This window comes from Spiribacter halobius (assembly GCF_020883455.1).
Classification (GTDB): Bacteria; Pseudomonadota; Gammaproteobacteria; order Nitrococcales; family Nitrococcaceae; genus Sediminicurvatus; species Sediminicurvatus halobius.
The window spans coordinates 136,869-151,710 of record NZ_CP086615.1 but is presented as its reverse complement, the minus strand read 5'-3'; the positions used below and the strand labels follow the sequence as shown (position 1 = coordinate 151,710).

General features: G+C 70.9%; 15 protein-coding genes. 6 read left to right on the top strand and 9 right to left on the bottom strand.

Annotated features, from left to right (window positions below; all coding sequences use genetic code 11):
• Window positions 1-42: 42 nt before the first annotated feature.
• The 4 genes from LMH63_RS00670 to LMH63_RS00655 form a co-directional block, all read right to left on the bottom strand.
• Window positions 43-1,164, bottom strand: coding sequence for a Gfo/Idh/MocA family protein (locus tag LMH63_RS00670; RefSeq protein ID WP_109676473.1), 1,122 nt, complete (start codon window positions 1,162-1,164; stop codon window positions 43-45).
• Window positions 1,165-1,233: 69 nt separating this feature from the next.
• Window positions 1,234-2,199, bottom strand: coding sequence for a sugar ABC transporter substrate-binding protein (locus LMH63_RS00665; protein WP_109676475.1), 966 nt, complete (start codon window positions 2,197-2,199; stop codon window positions 1,234-1,236).
• 70 nt (window positions 2,200-2,269) lie between these two features.
• Complete coding sequence (locus tag LMH63_RS19435; RefSeq protein ID WP_109676477.1) at window positions 2,270-3,091, bottom strand: ATP-binding cassette domain-containing protein; 822 nt, start codon at window positions 3,089-3,091, stop codon at window positions 2,270-2,272.
• 10 nt (window positions 3,092-3,101) lie between these two features.
• The gene (locus LMH63_RS00655; RefSeq protein WP_109676479.1) at window positions 3,102-4,229 is read right to left on the bottom strand and encodes an ABC transporter permease; all 1,128 of its coding nucleotides are present in this window, start codon (window positions 4,227-4,229) and stop codon (window positions 3,102-3,104) included.
• Window positions 4,230-4,423: 194 nt separating this feature from the next.
• Between LMH63_RS00655 and LMH63_RS00650 the strand changes: the two genes are divergently transcribed.
• Entirely contained in the window at window positions 4,424-5,272 is an 849-nt protein-coding gene (locus tag LMH63_RS00650) for a MurR/RpiR family transcriptional regulator (protein ID WP_109676537.1), read from the top strand.
• 55 nt (window positions 5,273-5,327) lie between these two features.
• On the opposite strand, the gene iolG is transcribed toward LMH63_RS00650, so the two are convergent.
• From iolG to LMH63_RS00635, 3 genes are all read right to left on the bottom strand, one after another.
• Window positions 5,328-6,314 (bottom strand): inositol 2-dehydrogenase, encoded by a 987-nt coding sequence (gene iolG / locus LMH63_RS00645; RefSeq protein ID WP_109676481.1) that lies wholly within the window; start codon window positions 6,312-6,314, stop codon window positions 5,328-5,330.
• Window positions 6,315-6,428: 114 nt separating this feature from the next.
• A complete protein-coding gene (locus LMH63_RS00640; protein WP_109676483.1) occupies window positions 6,429-6,623 on the bottom strand; it encodes a hypothetical protein in 195 nt (64 codons plus the stop codon).
• Window positions 6,624-6,838: 215 nt separating this feature from the next.
• Window positions 6,839-7,183 carry a DUF3301 domain-containing protein gene (locus LMH63_RS00635; protein WP_158280295.1) on the bottom strand — a complete coding sequence of 115 codons (345 nt, stop codon included), beginning with the start codon at window positions 7,181-7,183 and terminating at the stop codon, window positions 6,839-6,841.
• A 288-nt stretch (window positions 7,184-7,471) separates the two neighbouring features.
• Between LMH63_RS00635 and LMH63_RS00630 the strand changes: the two genes are divergently transcribed.
• The gene (locus LMH63_RS00630; protein WP_109676485.1) at window positions 7,472-7,840 is read left to right on the top strand and encodes a DUF2237 family protein; all 369 of its coding nucleotides are present in this window, start codon (window positions 7,472-7,474) and stop codon (window positions 7,838-7,840) included.
• The gene (locus LMH63_RS00625; RefSeq protein ID WP_109676487.1) at window positions 7,840-8,352 is read left to right on the top strand and encodes an alpha/beta fold hydrolase; all 513 of its coding nucleotides are present in this window, start codon (window positions 7,840-7,842) and stop codon (window positions 8,350-8,352) included. Before LMH63_RS00630 ends, LMH63_RS00625 begins: the two co-directional genes overlap by 1 nt.
• A gap of 33 nt (window positions 8,353-8,385) precedes the next feature.
• On the opposite strand, the gene LMH63_RS00620 is transcribed toward LMH63_RS00625, so the two are convergent.
• Together LMH63_RS00620 and LMH63_RS00615 are read right to left on the bottom strand one after the other, a co-directional pair.
• A complete protein-coding gene (locus LMH63_RS00620; protein ID WP_109676488.1) occupies window positions 8,386-9,705 on the bottom strand; it encodes a peptidoglycan -binding protein in 1,320 nt (439 codons plus the stop codon).
• A gap of 8 nt (window positions 9,706-9,713) precedes the next feature.
• Window positions 9,714-10,862: a flagellar motor protein MotA gene (locus tag LMH63_RS00615; protein ID WP_109676490.1), complete on the bottom strand. Its 1,149-nt coding sequence runs from the start codon at window positions 10,860-10,862 to the stop codon at window positions 9,714-9,716.
• 177 nt (window positions 10,863-11,039) lie between these two features.
• Between LMH63_RS00615 and LMH63_RS00610 the strand changes: the two genes are divergently transcribed.
• From LMH63_RS00610 to LMH63_RS00600, 3 genes are read left to right on the top strand one after another with little or no spacing between them, the layout of a single operon-like run.
• On the top strand, window positions 11,040-11,237 hold the full coding sequence (locus LMH63_RS00610; RefSeq protein WP_109676492.1) for a hypothetical protein: 198 nt from the start codon (window positions 11,040-11,042) through the stop codon (window positions 11,235-11,237).
• Between the two features lie 22 nt (window positions 11,238-11,259).
• A complete protein-coding gene (locus LMH63_RS00605) occupies window positions 11,260-12,360 on the top strand; it encodes an AI-2E family transporter (RefSeq protein ID WP_109676494.1) in 1,101 nt (366 codons plus the stop codon).
• Window positions 12,357-14,675, top strand: a complete 2,319-nt coding sequence (locus tag LMH63_RS00600; RefSeq protein WP_109676496.1) for a Tex family protein — start codon at window positions 12,357-12,359, stop codon at window positions 14,673-14,675. Before LMH63_RS00605 ends, LMH63_RS00600 begins: the two co-directional genes overlap by 4 nt.
• The last annotated feature ends 167 nt before the right edge of the window (window positions 14,676-14,842 follow it).

Genomic DNA, 14,842 nt, shown 5'->3' with positions numbered 1-14,842 from the left:
GTGCGCTCTCCTCTGCCCGGGCCGGCGCCCCAGGCGCCGGCATCAGGGCGCCACCCAGCCGCGCGCGGCGTGGGAGCGCTCCATGGCCTCGATCAGACGGTTGACGGCCCAGGCCCCACGGAAGTCGTTGGCCACCGGTGCGCCGTCCAGCACCGCGTCCACCAGATCGCGGGCCTCGACGATCTTCATGTCGTTGAACCCGAGCCCGTGGCCGGGGGCCGGCGAGAAGGCGGCGTAGTCCGGGTGCTCCGGCCCGAGGAGCACGGTCCGGAAGCCACGGCGCGAGGGCGGCCCGTCCGCGAGGTAGAGCTGGATCTCGCTCATGCGCTCCTGGTCGAAGCGGACGCAGCCGCGGCTGCCGGTGATCTCGTAGGCGAGGCCGAGCTTGCGCCCCGCGGCGACGCGACTCGTTTCGATGCTGCCGGTGGCGCCGCTCGCGAAGCGCAGCAGGGCGCTGGCCTGGTCCTCGTTTTCCACGGCCCGGCGGCGGCCGGGATCGCCGGCCACGGGGCGCTCGGGGATCACCGTACGCAGATCGGCACAGAGCTCGGCCACCGGTCCCATGACGCCGAGCGCGGCGTGCAGGATGTGTGCGCCGATGTCGCCGAGGGCGCCGCTGCCGGCAAGCGCCCGCTCGCAGCGCCAGTTGAAGGGGGTCTGCGGATCGGCCAGGTAGTCCTCGTTGTGCGCGCCCCGGAAGTGCAGCGGTTCGCCGATCTCGCCGCCGGCGACGATCTCCCGCACCAGGGCCGCAGCCGGATTGCAGGCGTAGTTGAAGCCGACCAGCGTCGTCACGCCGGCCCGTTCGGCGGCGTCCACCATCTCCGCCGCGTCGGCCGCGGAGAGCGCCAGCGGCTTCTCGCAGTACACGGCCTTCCCCGCCGCGATGGCCGCCAGCGCCATCTCCCGGTGCAGGTGGTTGGGTGCGCAGATATCGACAACGTCCACCGCCGGATCGCTCACCAGCGCCCGCCAGTCGCCGGTCCAGCGCGCGAAGCCGAGGCGTTCGGCGGCCTCGCGCGCGCGGGCCTCACCCTGGTCCGCGAGCAGCTCGAGCTGCAGGCGTACCGGTCGGGGGAATACCCCTGGCAGCGCCCGGTAGGCGATGGTGTGGGCCTTGCCCATGAAGCCCGAGCCGACAAGGCCGATGTTCAGGGTGCGCATGGCTGCTCTTCCGGACCGTAGGGGGCCCGCACCGGCCCCGGAGCGGAGCTCCGGGGCCGGTGCGCCGGGTCAGCGGACCTCGCCGGCCAGGGCCTCCACCTGCTCGATATTCTCCTCGGTGACGAAGCCGGGACCCGAGCGGATGTTGCTGGCGGGCAGGAGGCCGTACTGGTTGTAGAGCTTGAGCACCACCACCGGCATGTATCCCTGCAGGTAGGGCTGCTGATCGATGGCGAAGTCCACCGTGCCTTCTTTGACGGCCGCGGCGATCTCGCTGGAGAGGTCGAAGGTGGCGAAGTGCACGTCGCCGGCGAGCCCCATGTTCTCCAGGGCACGGATGGTCGGGTGGGCGGAGTTCGGCCCGAGGGTGAGGATGCCGTTGGTGTTGGGGTTCTGGCGCAGATACGCCTCGACCTTGTTCTGCACCTCCGTCGGATCGACGCCGGAGTCGATCATCTGGCCCTCGAGCTCGACCCCGAGGCCGTCGGCATAGCCCTCGCAGCGTTCCACCGAAGCCGGATTGGTGATGTAGTGGTTGACGCAGAGGAACTGCGTCACCCCGGCTTCCGCGGCCCGCTCCCCGGCGCGCTGGCCGGCGTAGTACTCCGGCTGGCCGACGTGCATTAGCGCGCCGAGCTCGGCGCTCTGCGCCTCGGTGCCCGAGTTGATGGTTACCACCGGAATGCCGCGCTCCACCGCGCTCTGGATCGGGCCGTCCAGGACGTCAAAGTCGGCGATCGTGACGATGATCCCGTCCGGCGCCGAGGACGTTGTCTGCTGGACAATGCGGGCCATGTTGGCGAGGTCACCCTGGGGCGGGTTGCGGTACTCGACCTCCACGCCCATCTGCTCGCCGGCGGCGTTCAGGGCGTTGCGCACCGTATTCCACCAGGAGTCGGCGTTGGGGGCGTGACTGATCAGCACGAACCGCATCGGGTCGTCCTGGGCCTGAGCCGGTGCGCTGCCGGCAGCAAGCGCGGCGAGGCCGAGCGCCGCGAGCACGCCCGCCCCGAGTGTCTGTGTCAGCTTCTGCATGGTCTCTCCTCCTCCTAGACGGCCGACGACCTCATCGGCGCCGGCCATTGCGGTTGCCAGTAGGCGGCGGTCAGCCCGCCGTCCGCTCGCGCTGCGCCTTCGCCCGGTCGCTGCGCTCGAACTCCGCGAGCTCCATCTCCAGCTCCTGGAGCTCCTCGCCGCCGGCCATCATCGCTACCACCTCCTCGCGGCTGACCTCGGCCTTCTCGTAGGTGCCGAGACTCTGGCCGCGGTTGAGCAACGTGAAACGGTCCGCCACCGGGTAGGCGTGATGGACGTTATGGGTGATGAGGATCACGCCGATACCCTCCTGGCGGGCGCGGGCCACCACCTTCATGACGTTGGCGGACTGCTTGACGCCCAGGGCGGCGGTGGGCTCGTCGAGGATGAGCACCCGGGCGCCGAAATGGATGGCCCGGGCAATGGCAAGGCACTGGCGCTCGCCGCCGGACATGGTGCCAATGGCCTGGGCCGGGTCGCGCACCTGGATACCCATGCGGGCGAGGCCATCACGCGCGATGCGGTTGGCGCGCTCCAGGTCGAAGCGCTTGAACGGCCCCCAGCCCCGGGTGAGCTCCCGGCCCATGAAGAAATTGCGCGTCACGCTCATCAGCGGCACCAGGGCGAGATCCTGGAATACGGTGGCAATGCCGTTGTCCAGTGCCTCGCGGGGCGAGCTCAGCTGCACGGGCTCGCCATCTAGCAGGTACTCCCCGCGGCTCGGCGGGTGCACGCCCGAGAGGATCTTGATCAGCGTGGACTTGCCGGCGCCATTGTCGCCCAGCAGGCAGTGCACCTCGCCGGCGGCCACCCCCATGGACACCCCCTCCAGGGCCACCACGGAGCCGAAATAACGGGAGACGTCCCGCAGCTCGACGATGTTCGCGCCCATGCCCGCCTCCTCAGCGCGCCTCTGTCACGCGCTTGCGGATGTAGTTGTTGAGGACCACCGCCACCAGCAGCATCACGCCGACGAACACGCGGAACCACGACGACTCGACGCCGGTGAAGTACAGGCCCATCTGCACGACGCCGAAAATCAGCGCACCGAAGCAGGCGCCGACAATGGTGCCGTAGCCGCCGGTGAGCAGCGTGCCGCCAATCACGGCCGCGGCGATGGCCTCCAGCTCCTTCAGCACGCCCCGGTCGGCCGAGGCGGAGCCGAACTCCATCACCTGGCACGCCGCGTAGACCGTCGCGCAGAAGGCGGTGAACATGAACAGGGAGATCTTCACGAAGCGCACCGGCACGCCGGTGTTCTTGGCGGCGTTCTCGTCGCCGCCGGTGGCGAACACCCAGTTGCCGAAGCGCGTGCGCATCAGCACCCAGCTCGCCACGATCGCCAGCACGAAGAACCAGACGATGGACATCGGAATGCCCTCGACCACCGGCCGGCCGTTGGGGAAAGTCGCCACCAGGCCGATCTCGCCGAACCAGCGGAACAGCCACTCCAAGGCGACGCCGCCGAAGAGGTCCGCCAGCCAGTCCGACTGCGGGTCGTTAATGACGTCGCTGATGATCGTGCGGTTGGTCAGGCTGACCGACAGGCCGATGGTCAGCCCGCGCAGGATGAACAGGAAGGCCAGCGTCACGATGAACGAGGGCAGCCCGGTGCGCACCGTGATGTAGCCGTTGACGAAGCCGATCGCCAGCGCCACCGCGAAGGCGAACAGGATCGCCATCCACACCGGCCAGCCCCAGAACACGGTGGCGATGGCCATCAGCATGCCGGAGAAGCCGATCATCGACCCGATGGACAGATCGAAGCCGCCGCCGATCATGAGGAGCGTGGCACCGATGGCGAGGATGCCGAGCTCGGCGGAGACCTGCAGCCAGTTCATCGTGCCGTCGAGCGAGAACATGCCCGAGTCGCCGGCGACGATGGCGAAGAACACGAACACCAGGATGGCGCCGGACAGCGCCCCGAACTCGGGACGATTCAGCAGCTGGCGCAGGGCGGAGACACGGCGAACGCGCTCATCCTCCTCGGCGGCAGCGGCGGGGCGCTCGGCGGGGGAAACCCGGGCCATGGCTCTCTCCTCCCCTCGACTCATCTTGTTCTGCCCGCGACGGTCGCGGCGGCCGCCCGCCTTCCGCACCAGGCGCCGGAACGGCGAGGCTGACATGGACTATAGTGGAATTCTCATTCCAATGCAATAAAATATGGATCATTCATTCCATACGGCGCCGACGCAGAGGGAAGGAGACCCGTAGCATGCCGACCATGAACACATCCCCTCCGCGAACCCCCGGCGAGCTGCAGTCGCGCATCCTGAGCGAGTACGACGGGCTCAGTAAGCGGCTCAAGCAGATTGCCCGCTTCGCCATCGATCACCCCAACGACATGGCGCTGGACACCACCGCCGTGGTGGCCAAGCGCGCCGGGGTCCAGCCCTCGGCCGTCATCCGCTTTGCCAAGGCCTTCGGCTTCAGCGGCTTCAGCGACATGCAGCGCGTCTACCAGGTGCGCCTGGCCGAGAGTGCGTCGAGCTACAGCGAGCGCATCCGGCGCCTGCGCGCGCAGAAGCACGACCACGGCGCGGAGCCGACGGTGCACGACATGCTGCGGGAGTTCTGCGAGGTGAACACCGTCTCCCTCGAGCACCTGCCGGAGGGTGTACCGGCGCAGCGCCTGGAGGCGGCCACCGCCCGCCTCGCGTCCGCCCGCACCATCCACCTGTGCGGCCTGCGTCGCTCGTTTCCAGTGGTGGCCTATCTCGCCTATGCCCTCGGCCGCATCGACTGCGCGGCCAATCTGCTGGATGGCGTTGGCGGCATGCTCGCGCAGCAGGCCGGGCATCTCGGGCCCGAGGACGCCCTGCTCGCGGTGACCTTTCACCCCTACGCGCCGGAGACCGCAGACCTGGTTTCACGGGCAGCGGAGCGCGGCTGCCCGACCATCGTGATCACGGACACGCCGCTGTCACCGGTGGCGAGCCATGCCGAGATCTGCTTCGACATCCACGACGCCGAGCTCTACACGTTCCGCTCGCTGACGGCTTCCATGTGCCTGGCCCAGGCGCTGGCGGTGGGCGTCGGCCTGCGCCTGGAGCGCGACCTGTGCGGTCATTAGTGCCCGGTTTGGCAAGTTCCTTCTCACTCTGCGTGCCGCTGCGGCGCGCCGGCGCTCAGAGCTGGACCGCGCGGCCCTGTTCCAGGGACGCCTGCGCGGCGTCGGCGAGGCGCAGCGCCGCGCGCCCGTCCTCACCGCCAGCCAGCGGGGCCCGCCCCTCGCGGACCACCGTGATGAAGTGCTCGAGCTGGCGGCGAAACGCCTCGGTGTAGCGCTCGAGAAAGAAGTACAGCGGCCGGTCCCGCTCGACGGCGCGCTCGCCGTAGTACTCCACCCGCGTGGGCGTCTCGTTCTCGGCGCGCAGCATGCCCCGCGCACCCAGCACCTCCAGGCGCTGATCGTAGCCGTAGGCGGCGCGGCGGCTGTTGCTGATCTGGGCAATGCGCCCGCTCGGCGTGGTCAGCGTGACCACCGCCGTATCGACGTCGCCGGCCTCGCCGATGGCGGCATCCACCAGGCAGCTGCCGACGGCGAACACCCGGTCGGGCTCCTCGCCGAGCATCCAGCGCGCCATGTCGAAGTCGTGGATGGTCATGTCCCGGAACAGCCCGCCCGAGTGCGGAATGTAGCCGGGCGGCGGCGGGGCGGGATCGCGGCTGGTGATCTGCACCAGCTCCACCGGGCCAATGCGCCCCTCGGCAATGGCGGTGCGGATGGCGGCGAAGTTCGGGTCGAAGCGGCGGTTGAAGCCGATGGCGAGCGGCACGCCGGCCTGACGCACGACACCGAGGCAGGCCTCCACCCTGGCCATGGACAGATCGATCGGCTTCTCGCAGAAGGTCGCCTTGCCGGCCCGTGCCGCCGCCTCGATAAGCTCGGCATGGGTATCCGTGGAACTCGCGATAATGACCGCATCCACCGCCGGGTCGGCCAGAGCCTCGTCCACGGTGGCGGTGGCGGCACCGTGGCGCTCGGCAAGGGTGGCGGCGGACTGCGCGTTGACGTCGACCACGTAGCGCAGAACCGCCTCGCGGCTAGCGGCGACGTTGGCGGCATGTATGGCACCGATACGGCCGGCGCCGAACTGGCAGATTGCGAGCATACTCCCCCCGATATATGGAACAGGCGTTCCATCCAGACAACGGATAGATTATCCGTTCCTTATCGGGGTGTCGACCGACGCCGTCGGCGACGCGGGGAGCCGTCCCTCAGGCGTTCAGGCGGCCCGGCGCAGCGGCGGCTCGACGTCGGCGTCGTGGCCCGCCCCAGCCTGGCGCGACGCACCGGCATCGCGCTGCGCGGCGTTGCCAGCCGTGCGCTCGCCGCGACGCAGCGGGCTCTCGGGATCGATCAGCAGGTGCATTCCACCCAGCAGGACCAGCACGAGGATCATGGTGAACAGACCGACCATGGCTTGCTCCGGATAGCGAGAATTATCGATACAGCTTATCGTGCACCGCAGCAAAACGCCTCCGCACGGTACGCACAAGGCCTGTGACCGACATTCAGGAACCTGACGGCGAAGCTGCCTCAGCCAGGCAAGCGGGCCCGGGGATGCGACGCCGCGAGTGACAGGCGGCCCTTGCCTGGTGCAGGGCGGGGCGGTAGCCCGCGGCCGCGGCGGTCTTACCCCCGATCGCCGCCGATCTCGTGCTCCCGGCCGCCCTCCGGCACCTCCAGCTGAAGGCTCTCGACGCGGCTGCCGAGCAGCGTCACCCAACCGCGGCAGCGCTCGTCGCCGCCGAAGCCGAACTCGAAGCCGTACAGCCGCTGAACGCGCCGGCGGCCATCCGGGCCGCGGCGCAGGCGGCAGCGGCGGAAGGCCACGGTGTGGTCCAGCAGCGTCATGCCGCGGGCGCGGCAAGCACGTCTTGCGGCCGCCACTGCGGCCTCCCGCGCCTGCAGATTGGCACGCCACACCCAGGCCAGGGCGGCGAGGAGGAGAAAAGGCAGCAGGGCATTCAGGGTCACGGATCCGCTTACCCACAGCGCACAGGGCGCCGCCACTCTGCCACAGGCTCGGCCCGGGATCGCCCCGGTAATAGAAAAGCCCACCGGTGCGGCGCAACGGTGGGCGAAGGCCTGCAGTCCATTGCCGACGAGGAGCCAGGAGGAGGGTCCTGGTTGCGGGCCGGCCGGGGGTGACGCCCAACCCGCAGTTGCAGGCTGCCAGAGCGGTGTGACATCACCATGACCGGCTTCGCCGCCAGCGCTGGCCATGCCAGACTGGACAGCCATCCAGCGCATCGGGAGCGTCCCATGAGCGCACGCAACGTCCTCGGCACCGCGCTCGAACCCTGCTGCCATGACCCGCTCACCGGCTTCTACCGGGACGGCTACTGCCGGGTCGGACCCGATGATCTGGGCGTGCATGCGATCTGCGCCGAGGTCACCGCCGAGTTTCTCGCCTTCAGCGCCGGGCGCGGCAACGACCTCGCCACACCGCGCCCGGAGTTCGGCTTCGCGGGCCTGGCGCCCGGGGACCGCTGGTGCCTTTGCGCCGCCCGCTGGCAGGAGGCGCTGGAGGGCGGCTGTGCGCCGCGGGTACGCCTGCTCGCCACTCACGAGGCGGCGCTGGAGGTGGTGGCCCTGGCCGACCTCAAGCGGCACGCCCTGGACCTGAGCTGATGGTGGCGACGGTCTGCTTCGCCCACGGCATGGAGAGCGGGCCGTGGGGGCGAAAGATCACTGCCCTCGCGGCAGTGGCACGAGCCCGGGGCTGGGCGGTTGAGAGCCCGGATTTCCGCTTCAGCAGGGACCCCCAGGCGCGGATCGCGCACCTGCTGCAGCTCGGCCTGCCGGTGGGGCGGGAGCTGGTGCTGGTGGGCTCGAGCATGGGCGGCTACGTCTGCGCCATGGCCTGCGAGCGGCTGCAGCCGGGCGGGCTGCTGCTGATGGCGCCCGCGGTATACCTGCCGGGCTATCCGGGTGAGCCGCGGCTGACCGCCGGGCACTGCGCCATCGTGCACGGCTGGCGGGACGAGCTTATCCCGCCCGGGCACGCCTGGCGGCTCGCCGAAGCGCATCGGGCGGAGCTGCACCTGCTCGACGACGACCACGGCCTCGCCGCCAGCCTGCCGGTGCTCGAGACCGTCCTCGCCCGCCTGCTGGCCGCCTGCGAGGACCGTCCCGAAAGCTAGCCCGCATATCCCACCGATTCACGGCTGTCCCGTCTAGCGGTTGGTAAGCCGCAGCTCGATACGGCGGTTGCGCGCCAGCGCCTCGGCGGAGTCCCCCGTGTCGATGGGCTGGTACTCCCCGTAACCCACCGCAGCCAGCCGCTCCGGCGGGATGCCCTGATCGATCAGGTAGTCGACGATGGAGAGCGCGCGGGCGGTGGAGAGCTCCCAGTTGGAGGGGAACTCGGGGGTACGGATGGGGCGCCGGTCAGTGTGCCCCTCCACCTGCAGCACCCAGTCGATGTCGTCGGGGATGCGGTCTGCCACCCGGCGCAGGATTTCCGCCACCTGCTGCAGCCGGTCACGGCCCTCCGGCCCGACGTCGGCCGAGGCGGTCTCGAAGAACAGCTCCGACTGGAAGCGGAAGCGGTCGCCGACGATCTCGATCTCCTCGATCCCGCCGAGCACCTCGCGCAGTCGGCCGAAGAACTCCGAGCGGTAACGGGATAATTCCTGCACCCGCTCGGCGAGTGCCACGTTCAGCCGCTCGGTGAGCTCGCCGATCTCCGCCTCCTGCTCGGCGACGGTCTCCTGCTCGATCTGCAGCGCCTGTGCCAGGGCGCTGATCTGATTGCGCAGGGCCCGCAGCTCCCGGCGCAGGGCCTCGACGCGGGCCTCGGCGTCCGCGGTAAGCTCCTGCTCCTCGCGCAGGGCTTCCTGGCGCTCCTCGATCTCGGCCACGAGATCGCGGATGCGCATCTCCCGCTCCTCGATCTCCTCCTGCGCCAGCAGGGTGCGCTCCTCGGCCTCGGCGAGCTCCGCGCGCAGCTCGCGGTTGCGGTCGCGGGCCGCCCCCAGGGTCTGCTCGGCCTGCTCCAGGTCTTCCTCGGTGGTCTCCAGGCGGGCGGAGAGATTCCCGATCTCCGCCTCGAGCTCCTCGCGCAGCTCGCGCAACGCGGAGATATCCTGCTGCAGGGAGGCGATCTCGGCGAGGCGCACGGTCAGCGCCTCCTCGCTGGTCTCCACCTCCTGGCGCGCGGCCTCCAGCTCCTCGCGGGTGAGCTCCAGCTCCTCGCGCAGCTCGTCGCGGTCGGACAGCGTCGCGTGGAGCTCGGCGTAAAGCTCGGAGACCTGCTCCTCGAGCCGGCTGCGCGTGCGCCGCTCCATGGACAGCGCCTCGGCCATCTCGGAGATCTCGGCGCGCAGCGCCTCCAGGGCGCGGTTGCGGTCGGAGAGGAGGTCGCTCAGATAGAGCTGGGCGACCACGAAAATCATCAGCACGAAGACGAAGGCGAGCAGGATCGTCGCCAGGGCGTCGACGAAGCCTGGCCAGATATTGACGGAGGCGCGGTTGCGGCGCGAGCTTCCGAGCATCCCGGGGCTCAGTCGCGGCGGCCGTTGCCGAGGTGGGCGACGGTCCGCGTGAGCAGCCGTACCTCGTCACGCAGCTCGTTGAGCAGCCGCTCGCGGTCGGTGGCAAGCTCCTGGCGCAGGTCCTGCAGGCCGCCGGCGATATGCCGCAGGTGCTCGAGCTGCTCGTGGCTCGCCCCGCCGCGCTCATCGCTGACATCGGCCAGCCGCTGCAGAACGCCCTGCAGCTCCGCCTGGGTCCGGGTGAGGCCGATCAGCCCCTTCTGCTCGCTGCGGGCATGCTCGGCAAGGTTGGCCACCTCCTCGGTCAGCTCGATGAGGCGGGCATCGGCGCCGCGCCGCTCCTCCTCGCCCCGCGCCATGATGCGCTGGAGCTTGTCGAGGCTGTCCGCCGTGTTCTCCAGCAGCGCCTGGATGTAGGCGGGCACCGAGCCCTCGCCGTCGCCGCCCATGGCGCCGCTGGCGAGCCGGGTCTGGCCGGAGAGCCATTCCTCGAGATCGTTGTAGAACCCGTTCTGGGCGTGCGCGGCCTGCAGGTCCACGAAGCCGAGGACCAGGGCACCGGCGAGGCCGAACAGGGAGGAGCTGAAGGCCGTCCCCATGCCCTGCAGCGGCGCCTGCAGGCCATCCCTCAGCTCGGCGAAGATCTGCCCCGCCTCCTGGCCGCTGCCCACCTGCAGCCCGCCAATGACGCCGCCGACGGCGCGCAGCGTGTCCAGCAGACCCCAGAAGGTGCCGAGCAGGCCGAGGAAGACCAGCAGCCCGATGAGATAGCGCGAGACGTCCCGCGACTCGTCCAGGCGCGAGCGGATGGCGTCGAGCACCGTGCGCAGGGACATGGCGGAGAGGGAGAAGCGGTCGCCATGGCGGCCGGTGAGCATGCGCGCCATGGACCCCAGCAGGCGGCTGCTCGGCAGCGCCGGCGCCTCGCCGTCCTCGGAGCGGCGGAAGCGCTCGATCCAGCGCACCTCGGGATTCAGGATGAGCACCTGCCGGCAATTGATGACCAGGCCAATGAACAGCACCCCGAGAATCAGGCCGTTGAATACCGGATTGGCGACAAAGGCCTCGCGGAGCGGCTCGAACAGCAGCCCGCAGACGGCGGCCACGGCGCCTAGGAACAGGAAGATCCACACCAGGACTCGGTTCGGGTTGCGCACGCCTCAGTTCTCCCCCGGATCGGTCGGATACCGGCAAACCGCGCCCCCACGGCGGTTTGCGGCAGCGCATACCTTATCGCGAATCGCCGGCCCATGTAGCCCCCGGGGCCGGCCTTGATGCGAGGTCCGTCACGCTACGCTATCCTCGGGCACCCTGACCGGCCGGAGGCCCACCCCATGGGAACCGTCAAGACCCTGCTCATCGGCCTCATCCTGGGGGCGGCCGCGGGGGCCGCGCTCGGCTACAACCACGGCCGTGGCGCCCCGCTGCTGAGCAACCCGTTCGCCGAGTACGGCGCCGAGGAGGCGCTGCTGGAGCGCGCCGCGGAGCTTGGCGAGGACGCCCGCCAGCGGCTGCGCGAGGCGCTGGAGTGACCGCCCCGGGCCCACGCCAGCCATGAGCGTGCGCGGCGGCGCCGGTCGGCTCGCGGACAGCCGCGCCTGGCCGCTGCTCGCGGCCGTGGTGCTCGGCGGCGTGCTGATCTATCTGCTTCGCCCCATCCTGACGCCCTTCCTGGTGGCGGCCCTGCTCGCCTATCTGGCCGACCCGCTGGTGGATCGCCTGCAGCGGCTCCACCTCGGCCGCACGCCGGCGGTGGTGGTGGTGTTCCTCGTGCTGACCGGCATCCTCACCGGCATCGTGCTGCTGCTGATCCCGCTGGTGGGCCACCAGATCGACATCCTGCAGCGCCAGATCCCCGCCCTGATCGACTGGCTGCAGCAGACCGCGCTGCCCTGGCTTCAGTCCCGCCTCGGGGTCGACCCCGGCGTGCTGGATCTGGAACGCATCCGCAGCGCCATCACCGAACACTGGCGCTCCACCGGCAACATCGCCGCCGATCTGGTGGCCCGCGCGACACGCTCCGGCCTGGCGCTGGCCGGGCTGCTCGCCACGCTGGCCCTGATCCCGGTGGTGACCTTCTACCTGCTGCGGGACTGGGACGTGCTGCTCGCCCGCATCCACGCGCTGCTGCCCCGGCGCATCGCGCCCCAGGTGGCGCGGCTCGCCGGCGAGTGCGACGAGGTGGTGGCCGCCTTCCTGCGCGGCCAGCTGCTGGTGATGCTCGCCCTGGGCGTGTTCTATGCGGCCGGGCTGTGGCTGGTCGGGCTGCAGCTCGCGGTGCTGATCGGCCTGATCTCCGGACTGGCCGCCATCATTCCCTATCTGGGTTTCGTGGTGGGCATCCTGGCGGCCAGCCTCGCCGCCGTATTCCAGTTCTCCGACTGGCTGGTGCCGCTGCTGCTGGTCTGGGCGGTGTATCTGGCCGGTCAGGCGCTGGAGCAGATGCTGCTGACACCGGTGCTGGTGGGCGACCGGCTCGGCCTGCACCCGGTGGCGGTCATCTTCGCGGTGCTTGCCGGCGGCCAGCTGTTCGGCTTCGTCGGCGTGCTCATCGCGCTGCCCGTGGCGGCGATGGTCATGGTGCTGCTGCGCCACGCCCACGCCCATTATCAGGGCAGCGAGCTCTACAATCGTCAGGAGTCGCAGGACCCGTGAGCGAGATTCTCTCCCGCCGCATCGCCGGCGAGCTGGATGTCCGCCCAGCGCAAGTGGCCGCCGCCGTGGGCCTGCTGGACAACGGCGCGACCGTGCCCTTCATCGCCCGCTATCGCAAGGAGGCCACCGGCGGCCTCGACGACACCCAGCTGCGCCGGCTGGAGGAGCGGCTGCACTACCTGCGCGAGCTGGAGGCAAGGCGGCAGACCGTGCTCGCCGAGATCGAGGCCCAGGGCGCACTCAGCGAGCCGCTGCGCGCCGCCATCGAGGCCGCCGGGACCAAGCAGCGGCTGGAGGATCTGTACCTCCCCTATCGCCGCAAAAGGCGCACGCGGGCCGCCATCGCCCGCGAGGCCGGTCTCGAGCCGCTGCTGGACGCCCTGCTCGCGGACCCGACGCGGGATCCGGAAACCCTAGCGGGCCGCTACGTCGATGCCGGACGCGGCGTCAACAGCGCCGAGGAGGCGCTCGCCGGCGCCCGCCATATCCTGGCCGAACGTGCCGCCGAGGACGCCGACCTGGTGGCGCGGCTGCGCCAGCGTCTGTGGGACGAGGGCGTGCTGCACGCAGAAGGCCTGCCGGATGCCGGCGAGCAGGCTGCCAAGTACGCCGACTACCTCGACTACCGGGAACCCGTCCGGCGCATCCCCTCGCACCGGGCGCTGGCGATGCTGCGCGGCCGCCGCGAAGGCGTGCTGGCGCTGCGCCTGCGGCTGCCGGATGAGCCGGCGGGAAGCGATGGCACCGGCGCGGGCGAGCGCCTCGTCGCGGCGCATTTCGGCGTGCAGGATCGCGGTCGGCCGGCGGATGCCTGGCTCCAGGACGCCGTGCGCCGCGCCTGGCGGGCGAAGCTGCTGGTGCGCATCGAGACCGACCTCCTCGGCCGCCTGCGCGAAGCCGCGGAGCAGGAGGCCATTCGCGTTTTCGCCGGCAACCTGCAGGATCTGCTCCTGGCCGCGCCGGCGGGCCCGAAGGCGGTCCTCGGCATCGACCCCGGCCTGCGCACGGGCTGCAAGCTGGCCGTGGTGGACGCCACCGGCCGCCTGCTCGCCACCGATACCATTCACCCGCACGCCCCGCAGCGGCAGTGGGACGCGGCCCGCGCCCGCCTGGAGGCGCTGATCCGGGCCCACGACGTGGCCCTGGTGGCGGTCGGCAACGGCACCGCCTCGCGCGAGACCGAGCAGCTCGCCCAGAGTCTGCGCGGTTCCGGCCCGGGCGGCGGCCCGGCAACCGTCATGGTCTCCGAGGCAGGCGCCTCGGTGTACTCGGCCTCGGCGACGGCGGCGGCGGAGTTCCCCGATCTGGACGTCTCCCTGCGCGGCGCGGTGTCCATCGCCCGGCGGCTGCAGGATCCGCTGGCGGAACTGGTGAAGATCGAGCCCCAGGCCATCGGCGTCGGCCAGTACCAGCACGACGTCGCCCAGTCCGCACTGACCCGGGCGCTGGACGCCGTGGTGGAGGACTGCGTCAACGCCGTCGGCGTGGACCTCAACACCGCCTCAGCAGCCCTGCTGACCCGCGTCAGCGGGCTGAGCGCCACCCTCGCAAGGCGCATCGTCGAGCACCGGGAACAGCACGGTCCGTTCCGGCGGCGACGGGATCTGCTCGCCGTGCCGCGCTTCGGCGAGCGCAGCTTCGAGCAGGCCGCCGGCTTCCTGCGCATCCGCGACGGCGACGAACCCCTGGACGGCTCGGCGGTGCACCCTGAGGCCTATCCCCTGGTGGCCCGGATCGCGCGGGAGATCGGCCGCCCGGTACAGCGCCTCATCGGCGACGGCGCAACCCTGCGTACCCTGGACCCGGCCCGCTTCACCGACGAGCGCTTCGGCACCCCCACGGTGACGGACATCCTCGCCGAGCTGGAGAAGCCGGGCCGCGACCCGCGGCCGGAATTCCGCACCGCCCGCTTCCGCGACGACGTCACCACGCTGGCGGACCTGGAGCCGGGCATGCGGCTGGAAGGCGTGGTGACCAACGTCACCAACTTCGGCGCCTTCATCGACATCGGGGTGCATCAGGACGGGCTTGCCCACATCTCCGAGCTGGCCGATCACTTCGTGAAGGACCCGCGCAGCGTCTGCCGTCCCGGGCAGGTGGTGAGCGTGCGGGTGCTGGAGGTGGACGCGAAGCGCCGGCGCATCGCCCTCTCCCTGCGTGCGCCCCGGTCGGAGGGCTCGCCGGGCCGGCAGCCCGAGAACCGGCCCGCCAGGACGGCGAAGCGGGACGGCAAGCCGGCGCAGCGCAAGCCCGAACCGGAGGCTCGGGAGACGGCGCTGGCAGCCGCCTTCGCGCGCTCGCGTCGCGGCGAGTAGGTCCTCGATAACGCAATCGGCACTTGCCGCCGAGGCGTCGGTCTGACGAGTCGAGGCGGGCGCAGCTGGGAAGGCCGCACCCACTCTCCGGGGCTCGCCGCACAAGCCCGGGTGTGCGCTGGCAGTTCCCAGTGTCCCGGGCGGCGCCGCGCCGACCCGCACCGGGC

Excerpts from the sequence above, each read along its gene's own strand:
- LMH63_RS00670 (WP_109676473.1), bottom strand. The coding sequence starts at position 1,164 with ATGCGCACCCTGAACATCGGCCTTGTCGGCTCGGGCTTCATGGGCAAG.
- LMH63_RS00665 (WP_109676475.1), bottom strand. The coding sequence starts at position 2,199 with ATGCAGAAGCTGACACAGACACTCGGGGCGGGCGTGCTCGCGGCGCTC.
- LMH63_RS19435 (WP_109676477.1), bottom strand. The coding sequence starts at position 3,091 with ATGGGCGCGAACATCGTCGAGCTGCGGGACGTCTCCCGTTATTTCGGC.
- LMH63_RS00655 (WP_109676479.1), bottom strand. The coding sequence starts at position 4,229 with ATGGCCCGGGTTTCCCCCGCCGAGCGCCCCGCCGCTGCCGCCGAGGAG.
- LMH63_RS00650 (WP_109676537.1), top strand. The coding sequence starts at position 4,424 with ATGAACACATCCCCTCCGCGAACCCCCGGCGAGCTGCAGTCGCGCATC.
- iolG (WP_109676481.1), bottom strand. The coding sequence starts at position 6,314 with ATGCTCGCAATCTGCCAGTTCGGCGCCGGCCGTATCGGTGCCATACAT.
- LMH63_RS00640 (WP_109676483.1), bottom strand. The coding sequence starts at position 6,623 with ATGGTCGGTCTGTTCACCATGATCCTCGTGCTGGTCCTGCTGGGTGGA.
- LMH63_RS00630 (WP_109676485.1), top strand. The coding sequence starts at position 7,472 with ATGAGCGCACGCAACGTCCTCGGCACCGCGCTCGAACCCTGCTGCCAT.
- LMH63_RS00625 (WP_109676487.1), top strand. The coding sequence starts at position 7,840 with ATGGTGGCGACGGTCTGCTTCGCCCACGGCATGGAGAGCGGGCCGTGG.
- LMH63_RS00620 (WP_109676488.1), bottom strand. The coding sequence starts at position 9,705 with ATGCTCGGAAGCTCGCGCCGCAACCGCGCCTCCGTCAATATCTGGCCA.
- LMH63_RS00610 (WP_109676492.1), top strand. The coding sequence starts at position 11,040 with ATGGGAACCGTCAAGACCCTGCTCATCGGCCTCATCCTGGGGGCGGCC.
- LMH63_RS00605 (WP_109676494.1), top strand. The coding sequence starts at position 11,260 with ATGAGCGTGCGCGGCGGCGCCGGTCGGCTCGCGGACAGCCGCGCCTGG.